The sequence below is a fragment of the Nostoc sp. ChiQUE02 genome (assembly GCF_034531305.2).
GTDB lineage: Bacteria > Cyanobacteriota > Cyanobacteriia > Cyanobacteriales > Nostocaceae > Nostoc.
This window is the reverse complement of record NZ_JAVRBN020000040.1, coordinates 27,408-53,717: the sequence shown is the minus strand read 5'-3', so window position 1 is coordinate 53,717 and position 26,310 is coordinate 27,408. Positions and strand designations below refer to the sequence as shown.

The 26,310-nt window shown below is 41.7% G+C and carries 22 protein-coding genes; 4 read left to right on the top strand and 18 right to left on the bottom strand.

Annotated features, from left to right (window positions below):
* Positions 1-5 precede the first annotated feature (5 nt).
* From RM347_RS28500 to RM347_RS28480, 5 genes are all read right to left on the bottom strand, one after another.
* Entirely contained in the window at positions 6-716 is a 711-nt protein-coding gene (locus RM347_RS28500; protein WP_322719274.1) for a response regulator transcription factor, read from the bottom strand.
* Between the two features lie 247 nt (positions 717-963).
* A complete protein-coding gene (locus RM347_RS28495; RefSeq protein WP_322719275.1) occupies positions 964-1,659 on the bottom strand; it encodes an NYN domain-containing protein in 696 nt (231 codons plus the stop codon).
* A gap of 600 nt (positions 1,660-2,259) precedes the next feature.
* Entirely contained in the window at positions 2,260-3,339 is a 1,080-nt protein-coding gene (locus RM347_RS28490) for a fatty acid desaturase (protein ID WP_322719276.1), read from the bottom strand.
* A gap of 217 nt (positions 3,340-3,556) precedes the next feature.
* Positions 3,557-4,609, bottom strand: a complete 1,053-nt coding sequence (locus RM347_RS28485) for a fatty acid desaturase (RefSeq protein WP_322719317.1) — start codon at positions 4,607-4,609, stop codon at positions 3,557-3,559.
* 315 nt (positions 4,610-4,924) lie between these two features.
* Entirely contained in the window at positions 4,925-5,746 is an 822-nt protein-coding gene (locus tag RM347_RS28480) for an acyl-CoA desaturase (RefSeq protein ID WP_322719277.1), read from the bottom strand.
* Between the two features lie 85 nt (positions 5,747-5,831).
* Between RM347_RS28480 and RM347_RS28475 the strand changes: the two genes are divergently transcribed.
* Together RM347_RS28475 and RM347_RS28470 are read left to right on the top strand one after the other, a co-directional pair.
* Positions 5,832-7,082 (top strand): aminotransferase class I/II-fold pyridoxal phosphate-dependent enzyme, encoded by a 1,251-nt coding sequence (locus tag RM347_RS28475; protein ID WP_322719278.1) that lies wholly within the window; start codon positions 5,832-5,834, stop codon positions 7,080-7,082.
* Positions 7,082-7,933: an alpha/beta fold hydrolase gene (locus RM347_RS28470; RefSeq protein WP_322719279.1), complete on the top strand. Its 852-nt coding sequence runs from the start codon at positions 7,082-7,084 to the stop codon at positions 7,931-7,933. Before RM347_RS28475 ends, RM347_RS28470 begins: the two co-directional genes overlap by 1 nt.
* Before the next feature lie 165 nt (positions 7,934-8,098).
* On the opposite strand, the gene RM347_RS28465 is transcribed toward RM347_RS28470, so the two are convergent.
* The 5 genes from RM347_RS28465 to carA form a co-directional block, all read right to left on the bottom strand.
* A complete protein-coding gene (locus RM347_RS28465) occupies positions 8,099-8,401 on the bottom strand; it encodes a DUF1816 domain-containing protein (protein WP_322719280.1) in 303 nt (100 codons plus the stop codon).
* Positions 8,402-8,487: 86 nt separating this feature from the next.
* On the bottom strand, positions 8,488-9,516 hold the full coding sequence (gene rlmB, locus RM347_RS28460) for a 23S rRNA (guanosine(2251)-2'-O)-methyltransferase RlmB (protein ID WP_322719281.1): 1,029 nt from the start codon (positions 9,514-9,516) through the stop codon (positions 8,488-8,490).
* Positions 9,517-9,608: 92 nt separating this feature from the next.
* The gene (locus RM347_RS28455) at positions 9,609-10,088 is read right to left on the bottom strand and encodes a Mini-ribonuclease 3 (protein ID WP_322719282.1); all 480 of its coding nucleotides are present in this window, start codon (positions 10,086-10,088) and stop codon (positions 9,609-9,611) included.
* Positions 10,089-10,668: 580 nt separating this feature from the next.
* Positions 10,669-11,034, bottom strand: a complete 366-nt coding sequence (locus RM347_RS28450) for an STAS domain-containing protein (protein WP_084227153.1) — start codon at positions 11,032-11,034, stop codon at positions 10,669-10,671.
* A 181-nt stretch (positions 11,035-11,215) separates the two neighbouring features.
* Complete coding sequence (gene carA / locus RM347_RS28445; protein WP_322719283.1) at positions 11,216-12,379, bottom strand: glutamine-hydrolyzing carbamoyl-phosphate synthase small subunit; 1,164 nt, start codon at positions 12,377-12,379, stop codon at positions 11,216-11,218.
* A 242-nt stretch (positions 12,380-12,621) separates the two neighbouring features.
* Between carA and RM347_RS28440 the strand changes: the two genes are divergently transcribed.
* Positions 12,622-13,671 carry a retropepsin-like aspartic protease family protein gene (locus RM347_RS28440; RefSeq protein ID WP_322719284.1) on the top strand — a complete coding sequence of 350 codons (1,050 nt, stop codon included), beginning with the start codon at positions 12,622-12,624 and terminating at the stop codon, positions 13,669-13,671.
* Here the strand turns inward: RM347_RS28440 and trpD are convergent.
* The 4 genes from trpD to RM347_RS28420 form a co-directional block, all read right to left on the bottom strand.
* On the bottom strand, positions 13,601-14,668 hold the full coding sequence (trpD, locus tag RM347_RS28435) for an anthranilate phosphoribosyltransferase (RefSeq protein WP_322719285.1): 1,068 nt from the start codon (positions 14,666-14,668) through the stop codon (positions 13,601-13,603). The two genes, RM347_RS28440 and trpD, sit on opposite strands and share 71 nt — an antisense overlap.
* A gap of 83 nt (positions 14,669-14,751) precedes the next feature.
* On the bottom strand, positions 14,752-15,639 hold the full coding sequence (locus RM347_RS28430; RefSeq protein ID WP_322719286.1) for a DNA adenine methylase: 888 nt from the start codon (positions 15,637-15,639) through the stop codon (positions 14,752-14,754).
* Between the two features lie 117 nt (positions 15,640-15,756).
* Entirely contained in the window at positions 15,757-15,972 is a 216-nt protein-coding gene (locus RM347_RS28425) for a hypothetical protein (RefSeq protein WP_322719287.1), read from the bottom strand.
* Between the two features lie 158 nt (positions 15,973-16,130).
* Positions 16,131-17,267, bottom strand: a complete 1,137-nt coding sequence (locus RM347_RS28420; protein ID WP_322719288.1) for a hypothetical protein — start codon at positions 17,265-17,267, stop codon at positions 16,131-16,133.
* A 305-nt stretch (positions 17,268-17,572) separates the two neighbouring features.
* Between RM347_RS28420 and RM347_RS28415 the strand changes: the two genes are divergently transcribed.
* A complete protein-coding gene (locus RM347_RS28415) occupies positions 17,573-17,752 on the top strand; it encodes a high light inducible protein (protein WP_322719289.1) in 180 nt (59 codons plus the stop codon).
* 102 nt (positions 17,753-17,854) lie between these two features.
* Here the strand turns inward: RM347_RS28415 and RM347_RS28410 are convergent, their stop codons facing one another.
* The 4 genes from RM347_RS28410 to RM347_RS28395 form a co-directional block, all read right to left on the bottom strand.
* A complete protein-coding gene (locus tag RM347_RS28410; RefSeq protein WP_322719290.1) occupies positions 17,855-18,967 on the bottom strand; it encodes a hypothetical protein in 1,113 nt (370 codons plus the stop codon).
* A 264-nt stretch (positions 18,968-19,231) separates the two neighbouring features.
* Positions 19,232-22,207 carry a molecular chaperone gene (locus RM347_RS28405; protein WP_322719291.1) on the bottom strand — a complete coding sequence of 992 codons (2,976 nt, stop codon included), beginning with the start codon at positions 22,205-22,207 and terminating at the stop codon, positions 19,232-19,234.
* A 232-nt stretch (positions 22,208-22,439) separates the two neighbouring features.
* Entirely contained in the window at positions 22,440-23,273 is an 834-nt protein-coding gene (locus RM347_RS28400) for an Rpn family recombination-promoting nuclease/putative transposase (protein ID WP_322719292.1), read from the bottom strand.
* A gap of 53 nt (positions 23,274-23,326) precedes the next feature.
* Entirely contained in the window at positions 23,327-25,867 is a 2,541-nt protein-coding gene (locus tag RM347_RS28395) for a proteasome protein (RefSeq protein WP_322719293.1), read from the bottom strand.
* Positions 25,868-26,310: the final 443 nt, after the last annotated feature.

The following is a 26,310-nucleotide window of genomic DNA, read 5'->3' as shown; positions in this document are numbered from 1 at the left end:
AACATTTACGCTACCAGAGGATCTTCAAATTTATAGCCCACCCCAACAACAGTTTTAATAAAAGTAGGATTTGCCGGATCGGGTTCAATCTTTTTTCGCAACCGAGCTACATGAGTATCCACCACTCGTTCATCGCCAAAAAAGTTATCTCCCCAAAGTTTATCAATTAGTTGGGTGCGGTTCCAAACTCGGCCAGGATTGCTGACAAAGGTAGTTAGCAAGTTAAATTCTAGGGTAGTTAAGTCCAAAATCTCAACTTCTTTGGAATTCATCTGACGACTAGCAGTGCGCTGGTCTACATCGACAATAAAGTGTTGCGTACGATTGACTTGATGTTGTCCCCCTTGGCGGAGGCTACGCCGTAATAGTGCCCGCACCCTAGCTACCAACTCTCTGGGGCTAAAGGGTTTGACCATGTAATCATCAGCACCAGTAGACAAACCTATGACGCGATCAATTTCCTCACCCTTAGCCGTGAGCATCAAAATATAAGGATCTTTTGCACCTGGTTTCTGGCGAATTCTTGCACAAACTTCCAGCCCATCTAAACCAGGAATCATTAAATCTAAAATAATTAAATCAGGTGGTTGCTCATGAAACATCCGCAAAGCATTCATGCCATCACGGCTAGTGCGACAAAAAAATCCTTCTTTTTCTAAAGATAGTTCAATTAAATGAGCAATTTCTGGTTCATCTTCAACTATTAAAATATCCATTTCAATTAGAACTGAGCAAAATATGCAGATAGAACTGGGGACTAGTATACTGTGGCGTCAGTTTGCCTACCTTTACCAAGGTGATTTTGCCCCTTGTTGTCTGGTTGAAAATGATAGACGGATTTTCGCCAACCTGTACTAGGAAATGGGACGGGTATAGATGGGGATTCAAACCCCACCCAACCTGATAAACCTTCTACAAGCTTGCAATAGCTCAGTATAGATTTCGATAGATTTGAAATAGGTTTTAAAGGTTTGAATTTGACGGCGTGCGATAACTATAGCCAAGATTAGAATCTTTTTGAATGTGTGCTTTAATACTATCGAGGTCAATGAAGCAATCAGCGACATCAATCAAGCTTTCACTAGTAGTCGTTTGAAGACTGACCACTTCCACTCGAACTCCCATTCTGCTGACAGCGTTCACAGCATAGGCTAAATCTCCATCTCCACTGACTAAGACCGCAGTATCATAGTAAGGAGCTAAAGTTATCATGTCTACAGCAATTTCTACGTTCAGATTTGATTTTTTGAAGTTCTCTGTTGGCAAAACTAGGTCTTTTGCGACTACACGATAGCCATTACGACGCATCCACAATAGAAAACCCTGTTGCTTTTCATTGCTGAGATCAACCCCAGTATAGAAGAAAGCACGCAACAGTCTTGAACCGTTAGTTAAATGACAAAGCAATTTAACGTAGTCAATTTCTATGCCAAGTTGTAAAGCTGTATGAAATAGACTTAAACCATCAATAAAAATAGCAACTCGACCACGATTTAAGCTATTGAAAATAGAACTATCAGGTGCAGGATCTCGCATCTTGGTATCTTTACCTTTGACAGCAGTATCGCTCAAATTTTGCCCTTGCCAATGTGGTTTAGTTTTGAGTACTTTAGGTTCTTTAAATTCATTTCTTTGTTTGCTAAAATTAGTTATAATCATTGATACCTCTGAATTTTAAATCTGTAGAGAGTTTTTGCTAAATTGTCTATAGTATAGTCTGTTCTGATTTATAACCCTAGCAGGTAATGGTCTTAAGTCACTAGATGCAGATAAACTTAACGGCGCTCAACAGGATTCAAGGTAGACAGCCGAAGGAGTTTTCACTGTTGTTAGAGTTGATTTGACGAGATGCTACCTCTGCCCACAGATATGTTAATCTTTACCCACCGAGACAGCAAGAGTTTGGAAAAAATAAATCTTTTTGTAAGGGTGAGGGCAAGAAGCCGCGAACGTCATCTATCCATTTTTATTTTACCTCTGTATTTTAATAACCTTACAGCCAGGAAGTTGAGATTTACGGCAGGTTAAGGACGCCAAATACTGACAAAGTTAGAAGTACTAATAATGTAATATGCGATGCCTGCGGCGGGCTACGCCAACGCCCCTGAAAAGGTAAGTTTAGTAGGCTATTTAGTTAATCTTTAATGCAACTTTTATAAAAGTTTATCTGAATGAGGGAGTGCTCAACGGTCAATAGTCAGAAAGCACTGACGAAAATACAAGATTCCCGACTTATTTAAAAAGTCGGGAATGTGAGTCTTAGCCTTTAGCTAACTTATTGTTGGATGTGTAGTAAACCTTACTACCAGTATCAGGGACAAAATGGCAGATGATACATGAATTCCATAATGATTTCCAAATTGGTTCTTCCGATTTGTGGAAATACTCACCCATCACTGGTTTTATTGCCTCAGTTGCCTTCAGCAAATTGTAGTGAGGGATGTTAAGGAATATATGGTGAGCAACATGAGTACCGATATCATGATGGATATGATTAACCAAACCATAATCACGGTCAATACTAGAAATTGCACCTTTCAGGAAAGTCCAATCTTCTCCACGATACCAGGGAAGCTCTGGCTCAGTATGGTGCAAGAATGTCACCAAATCTAGCCAAATTATGAACACAAGGTAGGGCACAGCGTAATATTTCAGCAACCACATCCAACCCCATTGGTAGGTGAGGAAACCGAGCAAACCTACCATGCCAATCAAAAGTACAGTACTAGTGAGAACATCCCATTTTTCCGATGATTTGAAAAGCGAACTGCTGGGTAAAAAGTGGGAGCCTTCCTTATTAGGAGAACGCTTAAACAGATACACAGGATAAGCTAATAAAAAAACATAATATCGGCCGATTTTTTGGGCTAAAGGCATGTCTTTGTATTGAGATTCTGTCACAGGATACCAGCTTTCATCGTTATCGATATTGCCAGTATTTTTGTGATGGGTTCTGTGGCTGATCCGCCAACCATGATAAGGAACAAGTATTGGTGTGTGAGAAAGATGTCCAATCAAATCATTGAGCCATTTATGCTTAGAAAAAGATTGGTGTCCGCAGTCATGTCCGACTACAAACAAAGCCCAAAACATCGTTCCTTGCATTAACCAGAAAATCGGGAAGAAAAGCCAAGAATCCAGGTAACTAGCTACCGCGTAAAGCAAACCGATAATCAGGATGTCACGAAAAAAGTAAAAAAGTGATTTTGTCACATTGGGTTGAAAGCATTCAGCAGGAATTGCAGCTTTTAAATCCCCAAGTGTGAAAGGTAATTTAGTTGTATCCTCAGACGTTTCACTGCTAAGAGGATTGTTGAACCTGATGATATTTGATTGCACTGGATTCTTTTGTTGGATATAAATCGGAACTTTATTTGAGACAAGATAATCTCACCTCTAGGATGCCCACGACACTTGCGATCGCTAACATACAAGAGGATAATTTCTGGCAGTTTACCTAATAATTTTAGTCAGTAAACAATGCCAGATTCTATTTAAACACAGTATGATAAACGCTCTCGTTGGTTCAAGAGCGTGAGTGTAATCACAGCGCTATTTATCGCTCTGTATAATATTCGTTGAAAGTCTTGTAGCCAACATCAGTTGTGTACAGTTGACACTGGTCTGTAATCTGCTTCATTAAAGACCAAGAAAACTGACACTCATCATGTAGATAAGGCTCCCAATTTTCTTTGATGCTGCTGTAAGCTAACCGCAAATTATAAGAAGGAATAGCAGTGGAAATATGATGAGGGACATGAACATTGATATCGTGACACAAGATTTCTACCCAACGCGGATAATCGCAATGAATAGTGCCAAATAACTGTGCTAGAGCCTCATTCCACTTGTTCGCTGTCACAAAAGGAACATCTGCGGCAGTATGGTGAACAATAGTAAAAGTACTCATCCAAAAGTGGTAAATCATCCAGGGCACTAGCCAAAATTTGACAAATCCCCAGATGCCAGTTGTAGCGATGAGAATCGGGAAAGCGATCGCCGCAAACACAACTACTACAGCCACAGAAAGTTTGATACTTGATTGGTCTTTAGTTTTGAAATTCCGCCAATCAAAATGCACAACTGCCCAATGTCCAATGGAACCTACCCACCAGAAGCGTTTACGCATGAACAGTTCAAAAGCAGACTGCCGGGTTTTATCCCAATTTTCAAACACTTCTGGCCTGATTGGATGCCAAGCGTTGTCCTCATCCAGCTTGTTGGTATGAGTATGGTGATAATTATGCTTAATGCGCCAACTGTGAAAGGGGTAAATTAACGGCATCATGAAGAAATGCCCCACTAAATCATTTACCCAACGACGTTTGGCAAAAGACCTGTGACCACAATCATGGCCAATTACAAAAAAACCTGTTAAAGCAGTGCCCGTAAAAATCCAAGCTAGGGGCAAGAGAAACCAAGGAGTAACGATCAGGCTGTAATAGCCCAAGGCAACTGCGAAAACACTGAGCAGTACTTGTGTCCAAGCTTTGCGACGGTTCTGCTGAAAACATTCCCGTGGCAGGGTTTTGACAATATCTTTGAGCCTCAGGTTGGAATTACCAGACTCGTCACTTAGCTTCTGGCTGTTAATTATTGATGTAGTCATGAACACCTGAAAAACAACAAACTCCTCCACCAAGTCACCAAAAAGCAACTTGCCGTAAAAATTCTTCACATTAGCGCTTCGGATTATAGCAACCTAACCGACACAAGCGCACCCGTAAATAGAGTTTTGAAAAGTGAGGAGTTAGGAGTGATTAGGAGCTTAGATTCTTAACTCACGTCTGGCGTGAATTAGAAATACTCCTTGTCCTATAAGGATTTCTGGGTCTATCCAAAATCATGTCTTGAGGAAATTCGACGGCAAAATAAAAATTTCAACGCCTGATTCGCATTGAACACAACTCCTAACTCCTAACCCCTAACTACTTTTTGTTGGGGCCAACTTCACATTAGTCGCCAGACCAACTGCTTGCAGCAATTGAACAGTCATCCAAGTTAAATCGATTTCCCACCATTCCAGCCCATGACGAGCTGAGTATTGAAAAGCATGATGGTTATTATGCCAGCCTTCACCGAAAACTAGTACGGCTACCCACCAGCAATTAGTCGATTTATCACCAGAATCATAGCTCTGATAGCCAAATTTATGAGTTGCGCTGTTCACCAACCAAGTGCAGTGGTAAACCCAGACAATGCGAACAAAAATTCCCCAAATAACAAAAGGCCAGCCACCTAGAAGCAAAAGTAATACACCTAGAGCAACCTGGATCAAAATGAAATATTTTTCTAAAAACTGATAAACTGGGTCTTCGGCAATGTCTTTGGTGAAACGAGGAACATCAGCGTGAGCGGGACAATAATGAGTTAGCCAACCCATGTGGCTCCACCAGAAGCCTTTATTAGAATCATGGGGATCGGGGTCCGTATCAGAGTTTAAATGATGAATGCGATGTGTCCCTACCCACTCAATTGGGCCTCCTTGGCAGGAGAGTGTCCCAAAGAAAACCAGGAGATACTCTAGCCACTTGGGAGTTTGAAAACTGCGGTGGGTAACAAGGCGGTGAAATCCCAGAGTAACGCCTAAGCCACCAGTTACCCAGTACAGCAAGAAACCCACACCAACTGCCGTCCAGCTAAAGTTACCAGGGACAAAGGCAAATAAAGCGCCGATGTGCAGTCCAATGAAAAACAGGGTATTAACCCAGTTAATTTGAGGTTTGGTTGAAGTAGCAATTGTCATGCAGTAACCTGAATTTGAATTTTCCAGCCTAGTCTGCGCGATCTTAAAATCCGCATATCTATAATTTTTTTTGAACGAGGAACTGATGAACAGCTTAGAACAGCTGCGGCAAGCAGAACATGCACTGTTAGAAATTTTTTCTGGAATTGACACTCAGGTCAAGCATAATCTAAAACGAGTGCTGGATGCTTTTCGTAATCACCGTGTGGGCGCACACCACTTTGCGGGTGTAAGTGGCTATGGTCATGATGATTTAGGACGAGAAACTTTAGATAAAGTTTTTGCCGAAGTTATGGGTGCTGAAGCTGCGGCCGTGCGAGTGCAGTTCGTTTCGGGAACTCATGCGATCGCTTGTGCTTTGTTTGGTGTGCTCCGTCCTGGAGATGAAATGTTAGCAGTGGTCGGTTCTCCCTACGATACGCTTGAAGAAGTCATTGGTTTACGGGGTCAAGGTCAAGGCTCCCTTATCGAGTTTGGCATAAATTACCGACAATTGGAGCTAACTGGCGAAGGAACTATAGATTGGCAAGCTTTAAGTACTAGTGTGGCTGAAAACACTCGTTTAGTGTTAATTCAGCGTTCTTGTGGCTATTCTTGGCGTCCTAGTTTATCAATTGCTGATATTGAAAAAATCGTCCACTTAGTCAAACAGCAAAATCCGAACACTGTTTGCTTTGTCGATAATTGCTACGGCGAATTTATTGAAACAAAAGAACCCACAGCCGTAGGTGCTGATTTAATGGCCGGGTCATTGATTAAAAATCCTGGTGGCACCATTGTCAGCGCTGGCGGTTATGTCGCCGGTCGCGCGGATTTGGTGGAAGCATCCGCCTGTCGCCTCACTGCTCCTGGTATTGGTAGTTATGGGGGTGCTACTTTTGACCAAAATCGCCTACTGTTCCAAGGACTATTTCTCGCGCCGCAAATGGTAGGAGAAGCAATGAAAGGGACTTATCTTACTGGTTATGTATTCGATAAACTTGGTTATCCAGTCAATCCCGCACCTCTTGCTCCCCGTGGGGATGTAATTCAGGCAATTAAACTCGGTTCTGCCGAAAAGCTAATTGCTTTCTGTAAAGCGATACAACAGCATTCTCCCATCGGTTCTTACTTAGACCCTGTTCCAGATGAAATGCCGGGGTACGAGAGCCAGGTAGTCATGGCTGGGGGGACATTTATTGAAGGGAGTACTTTGGAATTATCAGCAGATGGGCCTTTGCGTGAATCTTATGTGGTTTATTGCCAGGGGGGGACTCATTGGACTCATGTAGCGATCGCCTTGGAAGCTGCGATCGATGCAGTTGGCAGTATGGACAGACAGGAGAATGGTGAGTAATGAGCGATCGCCATAATCGTACTACTGCTACACGCCTCAATGTCTACATCCAAGGTCAAGGATTCCCAATTTTGGGTTTACACGGTCATCCTGGTACTGGTCGTAGTCTTTCTGTCTTTACCAATCATTTATCAAAACGCTACAAAACTTTTGCCCCTGATTTACGTGGATACGGCAAAAGTCGCTGTAATGGCAATTTTGATATGAATGACCATTTGACTGATTTAGAAGCGCTGCTAGACCGCTTTGAGATTGAAAAGTGCCTAGTATTGGGATGGTCACTTGGGGGCATTCTGGCAATGGAACTGGCATTACGTTTGCCAGAACGCATTACAGGGCTGATTTTGGTGGCGACAGCGGCAAAACCCCGTGGCAGTCATCCTCCTATCACTTGGCAAGATAATTTATATACTGGCGTTGCTGCTCTACTAAACTATATAAAACCAAGCTGGCAATGGAATATTGAAACTTTTGGTAAGCGATCGCTTTTCCGCTACTTAATCCAACAACATACATTTACTAGTTACAATTACATCGCCAAGGAAGCAGTACCAGCTTATTTGCAAACCTCTCCTGCTGCTACTCGCGCCCTCTATAGTGCAATTCAATTGGGATACAACCGCCTTCTAGATTTGCAACAAATACAATGTCCTAGTTTAGTACTTGCTGGTGACCAAGACCGCCACATCACATCTGATTCCAGCTTACAAACTGCTCAACACCTCCAAAATTCTCAGTGGCAGTGCTATCCCAACACCGCCCATCTTTTCCCGTGGGAAGTTCCCCAGTTGGTGCTCAGTGACATTGACCATTGGCTGGAAGAACATCCGCAGGTAATTGGTAGTCAATAGTCCAATGGTTAAAAAATTTTGACTATTTGACGAAAAAGAAATGGAGAGGGAAGATGTGGTGACACGATGAGTGAAAAAGACACAATAACGTGGTCATAAAATTTTATGTGTCTCCATGTCTTTGCGTCGCCGCATCCCCATATCCTTTTCATTCTCTGGCCTAACTTAAATTTGACCGCCAAAGGCAGGCTGTACTTTGCGGTCAAATCTTTCCCCCAAGTCTTCGGCGATTGTTAAGGTATTAGGTTTGCAGCGCTTGACATGCACAGAAATTCCCTGCGCTCCTTCGATCTCCAAATCTTCTATATATCCAATGCTTGACAATCTTGCATCAGAAGAACTTAGAAATGGCCCGAAGTAGTACGTGCAACGGGGATTCTGTGTCACAATCTCTACCCACCAAGCCAAGCCGATGTAGTCGAATGTGTTAATTAACACTTCCTTGAGGTTATGCCAAATGGTTTTCATGGTTTTCGCAGATTTATAAACGTCTACAGGGTGTTAAACGATAGCGTGCTTTATTATCTTTTACATTTCTTTATACTCTGTTACTGTTATTTTTTCAAAGAGATTTTTTGCAATTTATCTAAGTGCAGCGTATTTAGCGATCGCTGGCGATAAATTTCATAAAGCGTCATACCCGCTGCTACGGAAGCATTGAGACTGGGAGTCTTACCCTGTAGAGGAATCGATACTAAAAAATCACAGGAGCGTTGAGTTAACATACTCAGACCTTCACCTTCTGAGCCGATTACCAAAACGATTGGGCCAGTGAAATTAACTGTATGCACGGGTTCGCTCCCACTTGCAGCAGTGCCGTAAATCCAAAAGCCAGCGGTTTTTAATTCTTCTAAGGCGCGGCTGAGGTTGACAACTCTAGCTACAGCAAAATTTTCTAAAGCGCCTGCGGCCACTTTCATGACAGTGGAAGTAATCCCAGATGCTCTTCTTTGAGGAATTACCAATCCTTGAGCACCTATTGCTTCGGCGGTGCGAATAATTGCTCCCAAGTTGTGGGGATCGGTAATTCCGTCAGCCACTACAATTACGGGATCGGTTACAGATTTGGACTGCTCAATTAGATCCGGCAATTCCATATAGGCGTAGGGAGCAATTTGTGCTGCCACACCTTGGTGATTAGCGCCGTTAGTGAGATGATCTAAGCGCTTGGGTTCAACCTCATCAATAACTGTGCCATTTTCCTTCGCTTGCAGCAGAAAACGGTGAAAGCTGGGATCGTAGCGCAGACGGGTAGTAATCCAGAGACGGTTGAGATTGCGCTGATTTTGTAACGCACTCAATACTGGATGACGACCGTAGATGAGATCGCTATCTTCTTCTATCGGTTGTGTAGATACAGACGGCTGGGAGAAATTGCTATTTCGTGGCCGGGAGTTGCCAGAAATGGAGTTGCTATCTATTTTTCTGGGATTGCGAGTGGGATTAGCTACAGAGTTCGGGTTGCTATCTATTTTCCTGGGATTGCGAGTGGGATTACTAACAACACGCTTACCTTTAATTTTTACGGGTTGTCCACGATTTGGGTCGTTAGAAGTCTTGACTTTTCTTGGTTGATTCTGCATTTGAGTTATGGATATAGCGTATGGTTGACTATCCCGATTACCTCAATTTCTTGAACCTAATCTACTGTTGTGGCCATTGTGAAATTGAGTTCTCACTCTTTTTCTATATGAAGTATTTGCAACAGTTCGGTTAGACGCTGGTAATCGGTGAGATATAAGTAGCCAATTAAGGTTTCTAGACTAGTTGCCTGTTGATAAATTTCGGGATTAAGTCGCTTAGGGCGTCCTGTAGCGGCGTTTCTACCCCGTCGGACAATTTCTAATTCGGTATCCCTGAGATGAGGAATCAGCGATCGCAAATGTAGCGCTTGGGTTTCCGCTCTTACCTGCTCCACTACCAGACGATGGTAAATTCCTGACCGCTGCAATGGCAGCAGATAGAAGATTCTAACATACAACTCATAAATTGCATCCCCCAAATATGCTAAAGCAGTAGGAGAAATTTGTTGCACTTGTGAGAGAGAAATCTGTTGGAATGGCCCTGTGGTTGCCAAGAGTGCTTGAGTCCAAGATAAACTCTGTTTAGAAGTTTCATCTTGTCCATCTAATAGCTCTTCCTCCTGTGACTTCACAAATAAATCATTCCTTGACGGGCTACATTTGGCAGGCATTCTTCGCAAAGACTGATTTTTCTGAAGTATGCCGTGATAGTATACTTAGCATAATCAATACTATCAAAATTACTTACTAATTTCATCTTTTTGATTGAGAGTTGGCATTTTAAATCACCCTGATGTCAACGCCTATAAACCAAATTTTGCCTACTTCTTGTGGTCTGTGCCTAAGATAGGGTAAAATCTGGACATCAAATTCACCCTTTTACTCGATCGTATTGCCATGCTTACTTAAGTAAGCGACAATTTTTAACTATACAGTATCAAGTCAAGTCTACCTATAGACAAATCTTCTAGTTTTGTATTTATTAGAAATTTCTCAGACTTGATTCTTGTTCGGATATTCTAGCCGACAGTTACATGCGTAAGAACTGGGTGTCTATATCTTTAGTTATTACTCAACTCTAAACATAATAGCTCAACTGGCTTTATGCCTCTCCCACAAGGAGAGAGGTTTTCTGCCAGAAGTTTTAAAAATTAAGCTATCCGATGTTGAATCTGGATAGCCAAATTGATCTCTCAGGTCTAGCAATCAAGACTACTTGACGTTTTCTAGAGCGTCTTCGACTGATTTTTGCAGGGAGAGAAACTTCTCTAGGCGAACAAGCTTGACCGTTTGAGTTACGCGGGCATTCGTGACAATTTGCAAAGTGCCATCAGCAGTTTGAGCCTGCTTGGCTAGCTGCACCAGAGCACCCAAGCCAGAGCTATCAACAAAGTCGATTTGTGAGAGATCCAAAATAATGTGCTTAGGGCCCTCGTCAATCTTGCTGCCAAGTGTCTTGCGAAATGTCGGCTCAGAAAAGGCATCTAACAAACCTGTGAGGCGGAATAGCTGACAGTTATCCCGGACTTCACGAGTACCCCTCAGGCTAACGGTTAGATTCAGTGGCTCAGCAATAATTCCCTCCTCATGAGTTAAAGTGAACGCTCAAGTATAGATGGTTTTTGAGCAAGTTGTCTACAATCTGCTGGAATAGGGGATTGGGCATTGAAAAGATGCAGAGGGGCAGGGTGCGGGGGGCAGAGAAGAAAATTCCTCTCCCTTGCTCCCTGCTTCCCTGCTTCTTCCCCATTTCCTATTTTTACCTCACCTCAGCTACGGCTTGACGTGCTGTTCGCATGGCTTGGACAAATTGCTCAAACAAGTAATCAGCATCGTGGGGACCAGGGCTGGCTTCCGGGTGATACTGTACGGAGAATACAGGCAGAGATTTGTGACGTACCCCGGCAATGGTGCGATCGTTTAAGTTCAGGTGGCTGATTTCCACAACTGCCGTAGGTAAAGAATCTGGATCAATAGCAAAACTATGGTTTTGGCTGGTAATTTCTATCCGTTGTTGTAAGCCGGCAGGCTGATTTAAACCACGGTGACCAAATTTGAGTTTATAGGTTTCTGCCCCTAGTGCATGACCTAAAATTTGGTGTCCCATACAAATACCAAAGATGGGTTTTTCACTTAACAGAAGCGCTTTGGCAGTTGCAATCCCTTCAGTAACGGCAGCAGGGTCGCCAGGCCCATTAGAAAGAAACACACCATCTGGATTGTATTTGAGAATTTCTTCTGGTGGCGTATCAGCGGGTACAACAATCACCCGGCAACCGTAACTTGTTAAGCGACGCAAAATATTACGTTTTACGCCAAAGTCAAGGGCAACAACGGTAAAGGGTTCCCCAAGATTTTCTGCGGCCTCGGAGTTGAATTCCCAAGCTGGAATTGTGGGATCTGACCATTCATAAGCTGTTGGAGTGGTGACTTCCCGAACCAGATTCAATCCCGCCATGTTGGGAGCCGCCTGTACCTGCTCTAGCAATTCCGCTTCATCAAGAATGGCTGTAGAAATACCACCGTTCATGGCTCCAAACATCCGAATTTTGCGGGTGAGGGCGCGGGTATCGATGCCGTAGATCCCTGGTACTTGGTTTTGCTTAAGGTAGTCTGGTAAGGATTGTGTCGATCGCCAGTTACTCGGACGGTGACAAATATTCCGTGCGATCGCACCCCGCACTTGGGGCCCATTTGATTCTTCATCTTCAGAATTGACGCCAGTATTGCCTAATTCCGGATAAGTAAAAATGACTATCTGACCACAGTAACTAGGGTCGGTCAGGACTTCTTGATAGCCGGTCATGCCAGTGTTGAACACCACTTCTCCGATCGCGGTTCCCGTAGCACCGAAAGACCAACCGCGATAAGTGGTTCCATCTGCCAGGACAAGTAAAGCAGGTATTGCGTCAGACAGGGGCATAAGCGATAGATTGGGGATTGGGTACACTTCGACAAGCGGTAGTTGAGCGCAGTCGAAACTCAGTGCATCGCTGGGGATTGGGTACTGGGAATTGAGAAACTCTTTTCTAGTCCCTAATACTGCGATTGTTAATTATCCCATGAGTTGAGCAATTGGGAGTTTCTAGGATAGTTAATTAAAATTAAAAGGGAATTAAATTAGCGGGAGTGGCTTTGGCAAAGCTTGGGCAGTTAAAATTAATTATGCTTCAGTCCTTTTTATCCCGTGCAACCCTAATTTTTCTATCAAGCGCTCTAACGGTTTTGTGTGTTGCCTGTAGTGAAGACAAACGAAACACTGCGACTGGTGGCAATGAGCAACCCGCGCCAATTGGGGATCTGGCATCAGTACAGCCTGCCGTAAAACCAGCAACACCAGCAGTTACCCCAGAAGTACAGCCGCTAGATCCCTCTGAAAGTGAACCAAGTATTTTTGAGATGGGGCTAGACAAAGCCGTTGGCGCTTGGAGTATCAGCCAATCTGCTCAATCTCCAAGTGATTGGACTTTGGTGGCGAATCAGTACCAGGATGCGATCGCGCTGATGCAAAAAGTGCGGCGACAAAGCCCAGAATTTGCGATCGCTCAAACCAAGATTACTGAATATCGGCGGCAAATCAAATATGCCCAACAGCAAGCTATTCCTCGCCCTGTGCGCCTTGCCGAACCGAAGAGGATAGTAGTTGTTGTTCCCCATACAGCAATCACACCAAAGTATACTTCACCTGTATTACCTCCACAAGAAACAAAACCGTTACCACCAAAGCCAGCTTTGCCCTCATCAGTAGTGCTGATTCCAGATGAAGCAGTATTCACAGCCCCGATTAAAAGGCGGATTGGTGGTACGCCAATTGTCGAAGTCACCTTCAATGGTCAGCAACAATTTGAGATGATTGTGGATACAGGTGCCAGTGGCACTGTAATCACCCAACAGATGGCCGATGCTTTGAGAATAGTGCCAGTAGGGAAAGCTAAGGCAAACACCGCTAGTTCTAGAGCTGTAGAATTTCCTGTGGGCTATGTTAATTCGATGGCAGTTGGCGGTGTAATAGTGAATAAGGTAGCAGTAGCGATCGCAGGTGCGGAACTAGAAACTGGACTTCTTGGACATGACTTTTTTGGTAACTATGATGTCACCATTAAACGTAATGTTGTAGAATTTCGTCCGCAATCGCGATCGCAAATCAATTCTCCAGAAACTGGACTAACTGCTCCAACTTCGTCCAAGCTGCCCCACTTTGTAGGATATCCTTAGCGATTTTAATACCTTGGGCGTGATCTAAGAATGCGATCGCACCTGCTACTTGTAGCGCCAATGAAGCATTCAACGCTACTGCATCCTGTTGTGCCTGAGTTCCTTTACCTTGCAGTACCGCCTTGAGAATCACCGCATTTTCTTGGACATCTCCACCCCGAAGCATACCGATAGGAGCAGGCGTTAGATCCAAATCCAGGGGATTAATCGTAGTTAACTGCACTTCTCCTTCTGATAACACCGCTAAGTCAGTTAAATCTCCTAACCCAGCTTCATCAAGTTTTTCTCGCCCGTGCAACACAATCGCCTTTTCCTTGCCCAAATTATGTAAAGCTTGGGCAACAGTTGCCAAAAGTTTGGGAGTAAATAATCCTACCACCTGCCCAGTTGGACGCAAGGGATTTACTAACGGTCCAAGCAAATTAAAAACTGTTCGCACCTTCAAAGTCCGCCTTAATGAAGCAACCGCCTTGAGTGCTGGATGCCAACCAGGGGCAAACAAGAAAGTGATCCCGACTTCTTGTAGTGCTGCTTGCACTTTTTCACTAGAGGCACTCAAGTTTACACCCAAGGCTTCCAAGACATCTGCACTTCCTGTGAGACTTGACGCTGAACGATTGCCGTGTTTAGCCACGGGTACACCATAGGCTGCGGCGACAAATGCAACCGCTGTGGAAATATTAAAGGTTGATGATCCATCTCCACCAGTGCCACAGGTATCTATTACAGTATTGAGTGGTAATTTCTGAGTGCTGAGTGGGGAACATTGAGATTGTAATACTTCAGCCATGCCGGTCAACTCGTCGGCAGAAATGCCTTTAAAGTTAAGTGCTGTTAAGATAGCCCCTGATAACTCTGGGGGAACCGTTTCACTGAGCCATCCTTGCATCAATTCAGCAGCTTGAGTACGGGACAAGGATTGGCCATCTATTAATTGTTGCAGCAGAACATACCAGCTAACAGAGGATTCTTGAGCAGGGATTGGGAAAGTTGTCATAGCTAAGGTTTGTGGTGTTGTAGGGTGTAGCTACGTTGAAGGGCATGGGAGCTATCCTACCGGAAAATTGGCAGTTATCAAAGTTAGCTTGAAATATCAAGGCTCAACTGCAAAGCTGGATTAACAAGGTTATGATTTTGTGCTTTATTTTGCAAAAAAAGTTTAACTTCGTAGTTAGTAATGAATAACTCTTTTCCTTTAGCCGCACCACTCTGCTTATAGTTATTCATCCCATACTGTAATTCCCACTCTGAGATATTAGCCCATTGGAAATTTTGTCGAATGTGTAGTGAGTCGTCGTAGGTAATTAGCCAGCGATGATGACATTGTTGCAAAAGGTTAGCAAACCTCTGATGTTCAAAAGAAGTGTGCAAGTCACCGTCTTTACCATATAGCTTTGATTTAGTAGCACTAAAATATGGGGGATCTAAAAATAAAAATACATCTTTCCCTTCTGATTTTAATAGGTGGCTGTAATCCAAATTAGTAATTTGGACATTTTCTGAGAGAAGATTTTCTAACTTTTCTAGCCGTTCTATTGAAGAATCAGTAAATCTTTTATGGAAAGCTTGTTCAGAAAAACCGCCTGATTCTACAGTTCCTGAAAAAGTAATTCTATTGAGTACGAAAAAGCGAACGGCTCTTTCTAAATCAGATAAATCATTTACATCTACACTAGTTAATTCTCTAAATAGTAATTTGCCATCTGTATATTTGACTTTAATATGTCGAATTTCTTGAACTAGCTGACTTAGATCAGATTGGGCAAATTTCCAGAATAAGAAGAGTTCACGGTTTAAATCGTTAATCCAAATTTTGAGATCGGGAAACTTTTGTCTTAAATAAATGAATACGGAACCACCACCCACAAAAGGCTCTCGAAATTCCGAAAAGCTCTCTGGCAAGTATTCAACTATCTGATTAATTGCTTTTGACTTACCACCAGGATATCGGAGAGGGCTTTTGATCATAATTTGTATAAATTGTAATATTTAGAGTAATATAAATACTCAATTTGTTTGCTAAAAAATATTGCCGTATGCTCTGACTAAATCAGCATCAATACTTTCATGGTAGGCTCCTGTAACCTAACCCAGGTTAATGGTTCCAGCATGACTTCGGAAGCGTTGGCGATTTGCTTCTTTCTCTGCGTTAGTTTGCGACTTTTCACGTCTCAGAGAACCATATTGCCGTTTTATGAAAGTAACTACTAATTCTGCAATAGATATGCCTAAAACCTCAGCTTGTTGCTCTAATGCCACATAGACTTCATCACTTAATTCCAAGGTTAAAACCTGAATCACCGCACTACACCTCAGCTATTATATGTAACTATCAATGTCATATTAGCTTAGTTTATTGACAAGACATGACCTTGTAATCGTAACCCACAATATCTAAATTAAAATCCACCACAAGGATATCAGAAGTAACTTTCAATCATAACCCAAAATTATAATTTTTAAAAATTGCCGGATACTTCTATTTTAAGTTTCTGATTATTTTGAGCTTCTAAAGCCAATTTTTTAATAACTAATTTTTGATTTTTATTAAAAATTTTAATATTAACTTCTAAAAAACATTCTAGCTCTTCTAGTGATGCATCAGGAAAAACAATAGAACCAACAACGTTGTTACCTGTAAGCTTTAGCTTCGTAACAAATAATACTGGTTCACCGTTTAATATTAAAGAATCTAAATTAGAAAATAAAATTAGCTTGAATAAACCATCTTGAATATCAGGGAGCTTTGGCAAAGACGCTGTTGAAGTATTTTTTGACTCTTGTATAATATACATATTGTTCTCGAATGTTATCTCATCAGGAGTCAAATAGTAAATTCCGCCAAGATAGTTTTCAATACTAAAAGTTGCTTTTAATCCATCCACTAAATATTCTAGCTTATGAGAAGTCAGCGCTTCTCTCTTACTAGCACTCTGAGAGCCTTTAAGAGAAATATTCTTAAATTCCTCAAACTCTTCTCTGATTTTATGTAAATATTTATCTAATCCTTCTCGTGAGTGAATTATTACTCCAGTTTGATGAGAAATAGAATCATAAGAATCTAGAGCTTTTTCAAAAGTTTGTGTAAATCTTTCTTCAAATAGATTCTTATTCCAATGAAGTGCGCTTTGGCGATATGCTAATATTTCACTGATTTGAAATTTCACAAAATCATTAGCAAATTTCTGATTACTCAACTTATTCTTATTAACTTGCCCCTTTTTAGTACTTTTTTTTGCTGTTTCATAATAAGCAAGTACTATATAAATATTAAGTAAATTCATCCAAGAAATTGTAGAGTATTGAATTTTATCTATATCGCCATCTTTGCCCTCATCCTTAATCACCGGGATAATAGTTATAACTTTCGAGGAATTATATGTATTATAAATTCTGGCAAATGGATAACTTCTGGTTCTCTTAGGTGATACCCATTTTGAATAAGCAATTTCAGTTGTAGGTGATTTGATTAATCCATAACCCCTTTCTTTATTGACATCAAATACATCTAAACTAATCCTACTTAAATTATCATCCAAGTAAGTTTTATAGGTAACTCCTTTGATAAACCCTGTAAAATGGAGAACTTCTGCCATATATTAAAATTTTTCTTAATATTTCTTTTTGCCATAGTTTAGTTCAGCATTGGCTATTAAAGCATAGAAATGACCAAGCAAGAGTTAATTTCCTCCTGAATGGCTACAATTTTCTGAAGTAATTGGCTGTTGGGGCGTAGCTTGCCCTCGTAGGCGATCGCAAACCTAACTGACACAAAACTACGTGTCCTTAATATCTCTTACTGAATTTTCTCTTGAGTTTATGTTGCATTTTCGTAAAAGTCTGTTACATTACTTTACAGGCAGTTATAACTGTTACAACATAAAAGCTCGGAGTATTATTTATGGCAGACGTTAAAAAGACTACGCCTTCTGTTTCAGAAGATCCTAATGCTTTGCGCTGGGGCTTCACTCCTCAGAGCGAAAATTGGAACGGTCGTTTTGCAATGATTGGTTTTTTATCTGCCATTGCACTTGAAGTGTTTTCTGGCCAAGGGATTTTACACTTCTGGGGCATTTTATAGATTTAAACGTTTTTATCTTCATTAGATTATGAGGCAAGGCGGGGATTAGCAAAATCGTCTGCCTTGCCTCATAATCTCAAGAATTAGAAAACTCGCCAGCAACTAGCGTGATGAGCGAAATACTACACGACCTGGAAATTCTTCCTGATTAATTCGCGCATATACTCGAAGACAAGTTAAGACTTCGCCAGGAATACCACCACAGTCTAGTTGTAAGTCATCCTTGGATGAAGCACAGATATCTGCATAAAGTCCCGATAATTGGCGAATTCGCACTTCATTACCTGCATTAATAGCTTCATCAGCGACTTTCTTCAGGATGCGGCGTGATTCATGTTGTAGCTTTCCCCACCAAGAATAGCGTTCAGCCGGTGGTACAAATACTAGGGAATGTATCGCTTCGTCCATGTCAATCCAAGCACGGAGAATTGACAGGGGATCAGTGTTTTTTTCAGCTTTTTGAGTGCGTTGGAAGCGATCGCTTAAAGCATCAATATATTGATCGCGCTGTTCTGGTTTCGAGTGCAAGGAAATGACATCGAAGCTAAAAACGCTCTTTAAAGCATGATGTAAATCTGGGTCTATTTCGATAAAATTCATATATAAAAATAGGAATGCTGCTGGTAAATCGGATGCATTACCTTGAGTATCCTGGAAATTTGACAGTGCTTGTTGATACAATGTCAATCCCTGAGTTTGAACAGTACCACTAAGACCGGGGTAGATAATTTCATCGCGAATAAAAGGAAGTTGATAGAGATTAGAATTATCTGCGATCGCACCAACTTCTTGAGCCAAATCCAAGGTGCGCTGTCGCCAAGATGCAGCTAAATCCTCTGGGACTCGCAGCAGTTTCCGTTGAATCTCATTCCACAAATCTGAATCTGTTTGGCTTTGCAGCTGGGAATTACCCAAATAAGAAATAAGTTCTGTGTCAGAATCAAAAGCTTCCCGGAGGTGACTGAGTTTTAACTCATTTGAGGGCGATATGATGACATCTTCCCAACCATTATCTGATTGTGGAGGTGCATCTGGTGAAGGTTGCAATAGGCAATGAAGTTCTTGCATCACCTCATTGCATACCTCAACTCCTGGATCTAATGGAAATTCTGCGCGAGCCTGATTTAAAGTAGCCTCCAATCCATACAGACTAAACCGTAATAATCGGGCTAATTCTGAGTTTTCTATTTCTAATAATTGACGCAAGTGCTGCATTCATATCACCTTTTTTATCTCACGCAGAGAAAAAGAGCATATTTAGAGGACGTTTTAAAAGTATTATTGTTAACACTAAAAGCTCCCAAAACTAACCTCCTTCCCTACAAACTAATGGGGATTTCAAAGCCTCTTGACCTTTTGGGAAGAGATTTAGAGAGGGGTTTTTAGTATATTTTAAGACTTTCTAGACATCTTCACTAGCTCGACTTTCTCCATTTTCTATGAACGCGATGCCTGCGGCAAGTCGCTAAAAAGGTAATTCTAATGTATGCCGCAAAAGGGATCGCGTTCTTTATCAACTTCATTAGGTTGCAACTCTAATTCAGCACGATAAACACATCCTTCTTGCTTGAGGCATTCTTGATTTTGCGATGTCCAGTAAGGAACTTCACCGGCGTGCATCCGCAAAATGCCTTGATCGTCAAGAGTTACACGATATTGGCAAGGGTAATCTGTTGTTACATCTGGTTTGCTGAGTGCGCCAATTCTGATCCATTTTTTACTGTTGGTTTCCGCGTCTGTTTGATAAACATAGAAAGTGTGCTGGCCAGTTTGCGGGAAAGGAGGTAAAGGATTACTAATTAACCCGGTTCCTGGTTGCGTCACTCCATCGCGCAAATAGTGAAATTTTTGAAACGTTTTACTACCATCATTTCCTACCTCAAAGACAAGATGATAGGCATCTGGTTGATCAACAGTTGCTGACTCAATAACATTGACGGCAATATCACCATCATTCAAGTCTTTATTGAAGCGTTCCACAGCAATATTCCAGTTCAATTTACCATCAGCAAATAGTGCTGAAGTTTCTGAAACTACTGATTCCAAATCAATGCCAGGAATATCTATTAAATAATGAGGATTTCCTTGACAAAGCAACACGTTAAATTCTAGGGTTTGGTCAATCTCAAACTGGACTTTGATTTTTTTCAGAAACTCTACTTCTTCCATCTCCAGTTTCTTCATCAGGTTTTTGCCGTCAAAGCTACCCCAAAGTCGTAAATCTCCCTCTTCATAATCTTGACGATAGATAATGTTAGTTAATTGTATACCTTGCCACGCAGTACGAACTTTGGCGACAGTTTCCCAAGGTGCAAGTTGATAGAGTTCTTGTCCGGCTTTGAATATAGTCAATAAATCGTTGCTTTGGGTTTTGCGTTTGAAGTTGCAAGGTAAATAATAAAACAGGTTTTTGACATCAATTTCTAGCTGGTTGGCTCCCTTACGCAGCAAGCTTTTGGATTCTTCTGGATCGAACCTCAATCTTCGCAGTTTCTCGGCATAGCAAGCACCGGCGGAGGTGGCTAGCTTGGTAAATTCCAGTACAAAGGTAATTCGTTCTGGATTCCAGACAAAATATGGAGACTTACTAAATTCCTGGTAGATTTGGCGCTGCACTATGTCTAAATTACAAGTTTTACCAGACAAAATTAACCAATCAACTTTTTGGGAATTCCAAGAATCTTTGGTAATATCATCGGGACGCAAACGACTTTCCATTAATCCTTTGGCAATACCGATCGCTTCTTTAATTCCAGAAGCGGCGGCTCGTTCAAATTGCTGGTTGTCTAGAGTGACGCAGATGCTATTTGGATCTTTGACTTGCAGTTTCAAGGCACTTTGGGTGAGCAGTTCGGCAATTTGCTGCTCAGAAAGTGTAAAGGTTGATAGAGAATTATCTGCTGGTGGCTTTTGTCCTAGTTTAAGTTTAGCTGCTTCTGCATAATCCCAAAGAATATAAAAAGATTGTAAACGTTGGGGTGCTTGTTGCCAACGGGTAGGCAATACTTTCTCGGCAGTATCTAAGGCATCTTTATAAGCAATATCCCCTTCTGGATTCTCTTTATCCAGACATTTTAAAAGACTGCCACTTTTGAATTTGCCTTGTTCTAAGAAACGCTCATTTAACTCAGAGTTAATTAAATCTTCCAGCTTTTCATTTTCGATATCACCTGTGGTTACCGCTGTCAATAAAAAGTCTGCGATCGCAACTTTTAACAATCTAAAAATCCGCAGTGTAATTAACTCACCACCTAATTGTAAATGACCGGATGAACCTAATAGTTTGGGGGTGAGTTTATAATAACGTCCTCCTAAACCTCGGTCTTCATAATCAGCAAAAGCTGGGGTTTTGTCTTCTAAAGTCAGTTCAATTAAAGCTAAGTCTGTGGTTCCCCCGCCAATATCCAAAACGAGGACATTTTGTGACCATTTGTTGACTGCTTGGCGACAACGGGTTTTGAATGACTCGATCCCAATGTTGAGATTACCGCCAAATTCTCGCCACAAAAAGAATATCGCCACGGAAACGGCTTCATCATAAGCAGTTTGCACATCATCGATTCCCAACTGCTCAACCAGTTCCTTAACTTCCTTACGAACAACTGGTGGGGCGACAGTGGGGTAGGTGACAACTGCTGTTAAAAAATTCCCTTCTGAAAACCTGCGTTGGGCGCGTTGGCGATAATCTTCAGTTAACTCGATTAAATGCGCCCAAGCAGATTGGATCAGTTGGTTAGCGGTAATTATTTCTTCCTCACCATCCAAAATCACTGAAAACAAACGATCTTGACCAAAATAGCGTTTGGGTGAATGGTGAAACCTGCTGATAATTTCCTTTAAAGAACCGCTTGTACCTTGAGCGATCGCTTTTTTTCTGTTATCTCTAGCTTCCCTACCCATCCGCAGTTTTAAGTCCCCTAAGTGCGAAATTTCCGACTCGCTGGGAATTTCCGTATCGCGGCGATCAATATCCAACACAACTGGGATCAGATTTTGCGACTCTAGGGTAGGGACACGGAACACCTCATGATAGATTTGGTAAAGTTTTTTGCTGACAGCACGACGGAACCTTTCGCTGTTTCCTAAAGAAAGTTCAATTTGGCGAATTGCTTCCAAAAATCGCTCTTTATTGTCACTTTCAAAAACTTCACTTAATTTTCTTGGTTCTATCTCCAGGTTTTTACTAATTTCCGCGATAAACTTTTCCCAATCATCAGCACTGACATCTGGTAAAGCTACAGAAGCGGGAGAACTTAGCCATTGCGATAAGCGATCGCGTAACCGCATTTCTTGTTCTTTGGGTAAAATTTCTGCGATCGGTACTTCAATCGGATCGAAAAGTGTAACTGTCGAATTCGACGTGCCAAAATCTAAAGCAAACCATCCTGGAAATCTTTTTTGTTGTTTCTCGCTTGCTTCTCGATCGCTATATTTGTTGAGTTGAAAAGGGTTCATAGTATCACTTTCTGTTGTTTATTTTATAGCTGCCTAAAAACTGTAATGTTCTATCATAAAATTACAAATTTAGAGAATCTTTATGGTAAAAACTTTTAATTTTTGGTCTTGTACCACTGATTCTCTTTAGCACTGGCTTCTTTATTTGGCACGATATCTACGCCTACGCTTTTATATGAAAGGACGTAGGCGTAGCTCAAACTAGGCATTGCTATGAAAATTACGGTAGTTACTAAGTTGATGTTGAAGACTCTTGCTCAGTTGCAAGTCTTACTTGTTCGATAGTTAAATCAAGTAACTGGGCAACCTCTTCCATCGACATACCACGAGCTAAGAATCGAGGTACAAGTTCAAGTTTTAGTTCTTCTCGTCCTTCTTCTCGTCCTTCTTCTCGTCCCTCTTCTCGTCCCTCTTGTTTAGCTTCTTGATAAACCCTGGTTTCTTCTAACTTAACTCCTAACATTGCTTCTACCTCTTCACGACTTAAGTTTGCGAATTTATAAACTGCAATTGTTGTGATTACATCTATTATCTCCTTCTTAGCCAAGACAGTTATCTGTTCTTGTTGCACCCGCTCAATTAAACGTTTCGCTTCTTGCACCATTTGAGGCTCTGAGGCAATAGTCAACTGCATCAAACTGATGCCTACTTTTTGCTCATCAGGACTACCTAACTCATCTAAATAAATTCGTTGTACTTGAGAACTGTTCAGTAACGATCTATGAATAGTGGTGTTTTCCGGTTCCAAGCTGCGAGACTGTAAAATAATTACCCCGTACCAGTCATCATAAAGCGACGGATTGCGATACATATACAGCATGGATTCGGAGAAAAACCTATGGTACAGTAACTCATCTCTTTGGAATTGTACCTCAGCAAAAAAGATCGTCTGAGATGCTGCATCAGTTGGAGGTAAAAATACCCCATCAATCCGAAATGTTGGTTCTTTAACTTCAACTGATTCAAAGCGATAGTTACTAGCTTCGGCTGGTGGTTGTTCTACTAACTCGAAAAGCAACCCTGGTACACGCTTGAAAATTGTATAAAAAATCGCATCCCGTCTCACAAATACATCCTCATAACCGTAGCCGATCGCAATCAGTTATTTTCTCAGTTGGCTTATCTCAAATCATCTAAGTAAGAAACAGCAGCAAGTTCTGAAATAATTTGCAACCAAGTAGGAATTTCTGTTTCAGATGGCAATTCTCCAGCTGCCAGATATCTTAACAAAGTTTCTTTTTTTGAGAGGTTTTGCAAACTAGGAATAATTTGATCTAAAATGCCTTCTATTTCGGAATTAATTTGCTGATTAACTTCGCTAACATACTGCACAAGATGGAGGCTAGCGCTAGCAGTAATTTCATCTCGCAGTCGCAGTACTAAAAGTTGGTGATTGCTCGATCTGGGTAAGCCTTGACTTTTCTCTGGTGCCCAGTCAAAGATTTGGCCAACATTGTGTTTATCGTCTTTACGTGCCAGAGGAAAGATAATTTCGGGTGCAACGGTTTTCTCTTTGCTACTGATTTCAGATATAATTGCCTCTTTCCATTCGTTAGGATCGCATCCTAGTAATAATTTGTAAAACAGATCGCCATCTTCAAAACCAAATTTTTCTTCGATTTCTTGTTCCATTTCTGGATGGAAAAATGCCTGCAATTGTTCGCGTTCTGGGGCTACATAATTTGACAATTGGTTCAACAAATCTACCACCGCTTGATGGATGCGATCGCGGGCAAAATCTTCTACTTCTTTAACGGTTTTGTCAAAGACTGGATAAAAATCATCACTCTTAGTCGGAAGGGAACTATTTACACGGTTTCCTCGGTCAAACAATTTCCCGGCTGCACCTTTAGATTCTGCCAGAGCGATCGCTCCATTGTTGGCTTTGTTGAAGAGTAAAGTCCACTGGTTCCAATTGAGGATTCTAAAGGTAAGTTCGTCTTTCACTACATCGCTGACAACAACACCGCGACGATCTTTAAGTGGTTCTTTGCCTAAATCTTTTTGAAAATTCCTGTAAATTTTATCCAAGCTTTCGACTAGAAAGCGCAATTCGATAAAAGCGGGGCTATCGCCTGTAGGAATGCCTTGCTCGTGAATTTCATCTATGATGTCTTTCAAGTAATCTTGTTGCTGACTCACCACATCAGCCGCTCTGCGAGTATCTTCATACAATTGCTTCAGACCATGAGTAGCTACGTGGGTTTGAATTAATTCTCGCAGCTTACTAAGACCCCCATCTTGACTAAAGTAACCTAGCTGTCTGCCCAAATAACTGCGGGTGTCAGATTCTAGTAGCCGTTCACTTAAGCGCTCCCATTTCTCTTGTAGCCGTTTAGACCGATCTAGGTAATCAGGATAGTCCAAGTTAGCCAAAAAGTCTGGTGAGCCTGCTTTGACTGTACTAGAACGTTTTGCCAATTCAGCCAGCCCTAACAGTGGTGACAGTAAAACGATGCGGTCTTTTTGGGTTGTAAACGCTTCTGCACCATCAATGGTAGTTTGCAGAACTTTGAGTTTTTGGAAAACGGTTTCCTCTTGTAAATGGCTATCTTCAATCAGTTGGTCAAGTTCTCTTTCGCCACCCTCGCTATCTAGGGGTAGTTGATCGAAGCGACCGACACCGACGAGAATTAAATCTTTCAGGTCTTGTCCCGGTCGCTGCTGCTGCATCATGGTAAAGATTTTATTGGCGCGATCGCTACCGGGAGATTTACCATTTAGCAGTACCAAAATTGTCTGTACTTCTGCCAATTCCCGCAGTGACAAAAAGGTATCCCTAGCCCCCGAATTAGCAGCCCCCAATCCTGGGAAGTCGATGAGAATAAATTTAGCTGCGCCTGCAAAATCCCAAATTTCCCGTGAGATTTTCACATCTATATCTACGCGGCGGATAAGTGGGAAGCTGTTTTGCAATAACTTTGTTGGTAGCCTCTGGGGTGGACTCGGTAATCGGATGTGTGCTGGAGGTAGATCCTCAAATTTCAGAGTTTGGATTGCCATTGGCTGTTCGACTAGCTGTAGCCCCTCGCGGGCGGTGATAGCATCAATCTGGTAGTGCCCACCACACATAACTTCCCCGTATGCTTGATAAGCCCGTAGGAATAGTACCAACTCCCGGAGTAAATAACGTAGCTCTAAATTGTTACTGCTATTCCATGCTTCTTCACACCAGCTAATAATATCGTTGCCAGAGTTGAGTTTCGATACTGGTATAGGAGGAAGCCCTGCTGCTGTTGTTCGTTTATTGGCTTCCCCTAGCATGAAGCGCAGACACTCATGTACTCCTTCATGAGAAAGGTACTCTACAGTGAAATTACTTAATTGCGTAGTTGCAAACTCGTCTTGCGGGATAATATGTATGGCGGTAACATTACCTGTAGTGGGGTTTTCACTGACTGGCAAGGCATCTGCATATCCAATTAGACTGCCTAAAAGTAAGGTTTTCCCACTACTAAATTCTCCCATCACACCAATTTTGACAGGGGAAGTTGCCAGGTCTACAGTTTTCTGGGCAGCTGACCGCAGACGAAGGAGACAGTCATCAAGACTAGCTGGAACCCAATCTTCTTGTTTAGAAGGGTACTGGGGCACAGAATCTATCTTCCGGAGGATGAATTCCCCGTACTCCTTAAAACGTCCCAGTTTGTCTGGTTCCATAGAGTAGTTTCCGCCTAACATTAATTTCTGTGAGCTTTATAACATATAAAACGCGATCATCAGCCATTGTTGCAACCTGTTGATATCACATTTAGCATTTCTCTCATTTAATTTGCGATTTTGCTATAAGGCATTTTGAACGGTCAAGACAATTTTGAGAAATCGGCTTTTGTTGGCAAAAATAAAAAAGAATACATTTGTCAGAATCCAGGATTACCAATCATTTAAGTGGGGTTTTATACCACCAGTTGCGTGGTGACTGCTTAATATAGATGTGGAGATTAAACCATTTTATACACCTAATTTTAAGCAAGCTAGATTCGTCAGCCGGACTCTAATTCATGCTGAATTCTTCTTGATAAAAAATCAATATTTATTTGGTATTAAATTCTTGATTATTGTGAATTTCTCATAAAGATGTCAACGCTTCCCAGAGAATCGTA

Coding starts and splice junctions, on each gene's coding strand:
- RM347_RS28500 (WP_322719274.1), bottom strand. CDS start 716: ATGGATATTTTAATAGTTGAAGATGAACCAGAAATTGCTCATTTAATT.
- RM347_RS28495 (WP_322719275.1), bottom strand. CDS start 1,659: ATGATTATAACTAATTTTAGCAAACAAAGAAATGAATTTAAAGAACCT.
- RM347_RS28485 (WP_322719317.1), bottom strand. CDS start 4,609: ATGACTACATCAATAATTAACAGCCAGAAGCTAAGTGACGAGTCTGGT.
- RM347_RS28480 (WP_322719277.1), bottom strand. CDS start 5,746: ATGACAATTGCTACTTCAACCAAACCTCAAATTAACTGGGTTAATACC.
- RM347_RS28475 (WP_322719278.1), top strand. CDS start 5,832: ATGAACAGCTTAGAACAGCTGCGGCAAGCAGAACATGCACTGTTAGAA.
- RM347_RS28470 (WP_322719279.1), top strand. CDS start 7,082: ATGAGCGATCGCCATAATCGTACTACTGCTACACGCCTCAATGTCTAC.
- RM347_RS28465 (WP_322719280.1), bottom strand. CDS start 8,401: ATGAAAACCATTTGGCATAACCTCAAGGAAGTGTTAATTAACACATTC.
- rlmB (WP_322719281.1), bottom strand. CDS start 9,516: ATGCAGAATCAACCAAGAAAAGTCAAGACTTCTAACGACCCAAATCGT.
- carA (WP_322719283.1), bottom strand. CDS start 12,379: ATGCCCCTGTCTGACGCAATACCTGCTTTACTTGTCCTGGCAGATGGA.
- RM347_RS28440 (WP_322719284.1), top strand. CDS start 12,622: ATGCTTCAGTCCTTTTTATCCCGTGCAACCCTAATTTTTCTATCAAGC.
- trpD (WP_322719285.1), bottom strand. CDS start 14,668: ATGACAACTTTCCCAATCCCTGCTCAAGAATCCTCTGTTAGCTGGTAT.
- RM347_RS28430 (WP_322719286.1), bottom strand. CDS start 15,639: ATGATCAAAAGCCCTCTCCGATATCCTGGTGGTAAGTCAAAAGCAATT.
- RM347_RS28420 (WP_322719288.1), bottom strand. CDS start 17,267: ATGGCAGAAGTTCTCCATTTTACAGGGTTTATCAAAGGAGTTACCTAT.
- RM347_RS28415 (WP_322719289.1), top strand. CDS start 17,573: ATGGCAGACGTTAAAAAGACTACGCCTTCTGTTTCAGAAGATCCTAAT.
- RM347_RS28410 (WP_322719290.1), bottom strand. CDS start 18,967: ATGCAGCACTTGCGTCAATTATTAGAAATAGAAAACTCAGAATTAGCC.
- RM347_RS28405 (WP_322719291.1), bottom strand. CDS start 22,207: ATGAACCCTTTTCAACTCAACAAATATAGCGATCGAGAAGCAAGCGAG.
- RM347_RS28395 (WP_322719293.1), bottom strand. CDS start 25,867: ATGGAACCAGACAAACTGGGACGTTTTAAGGAGTACGGGGAATTCATC.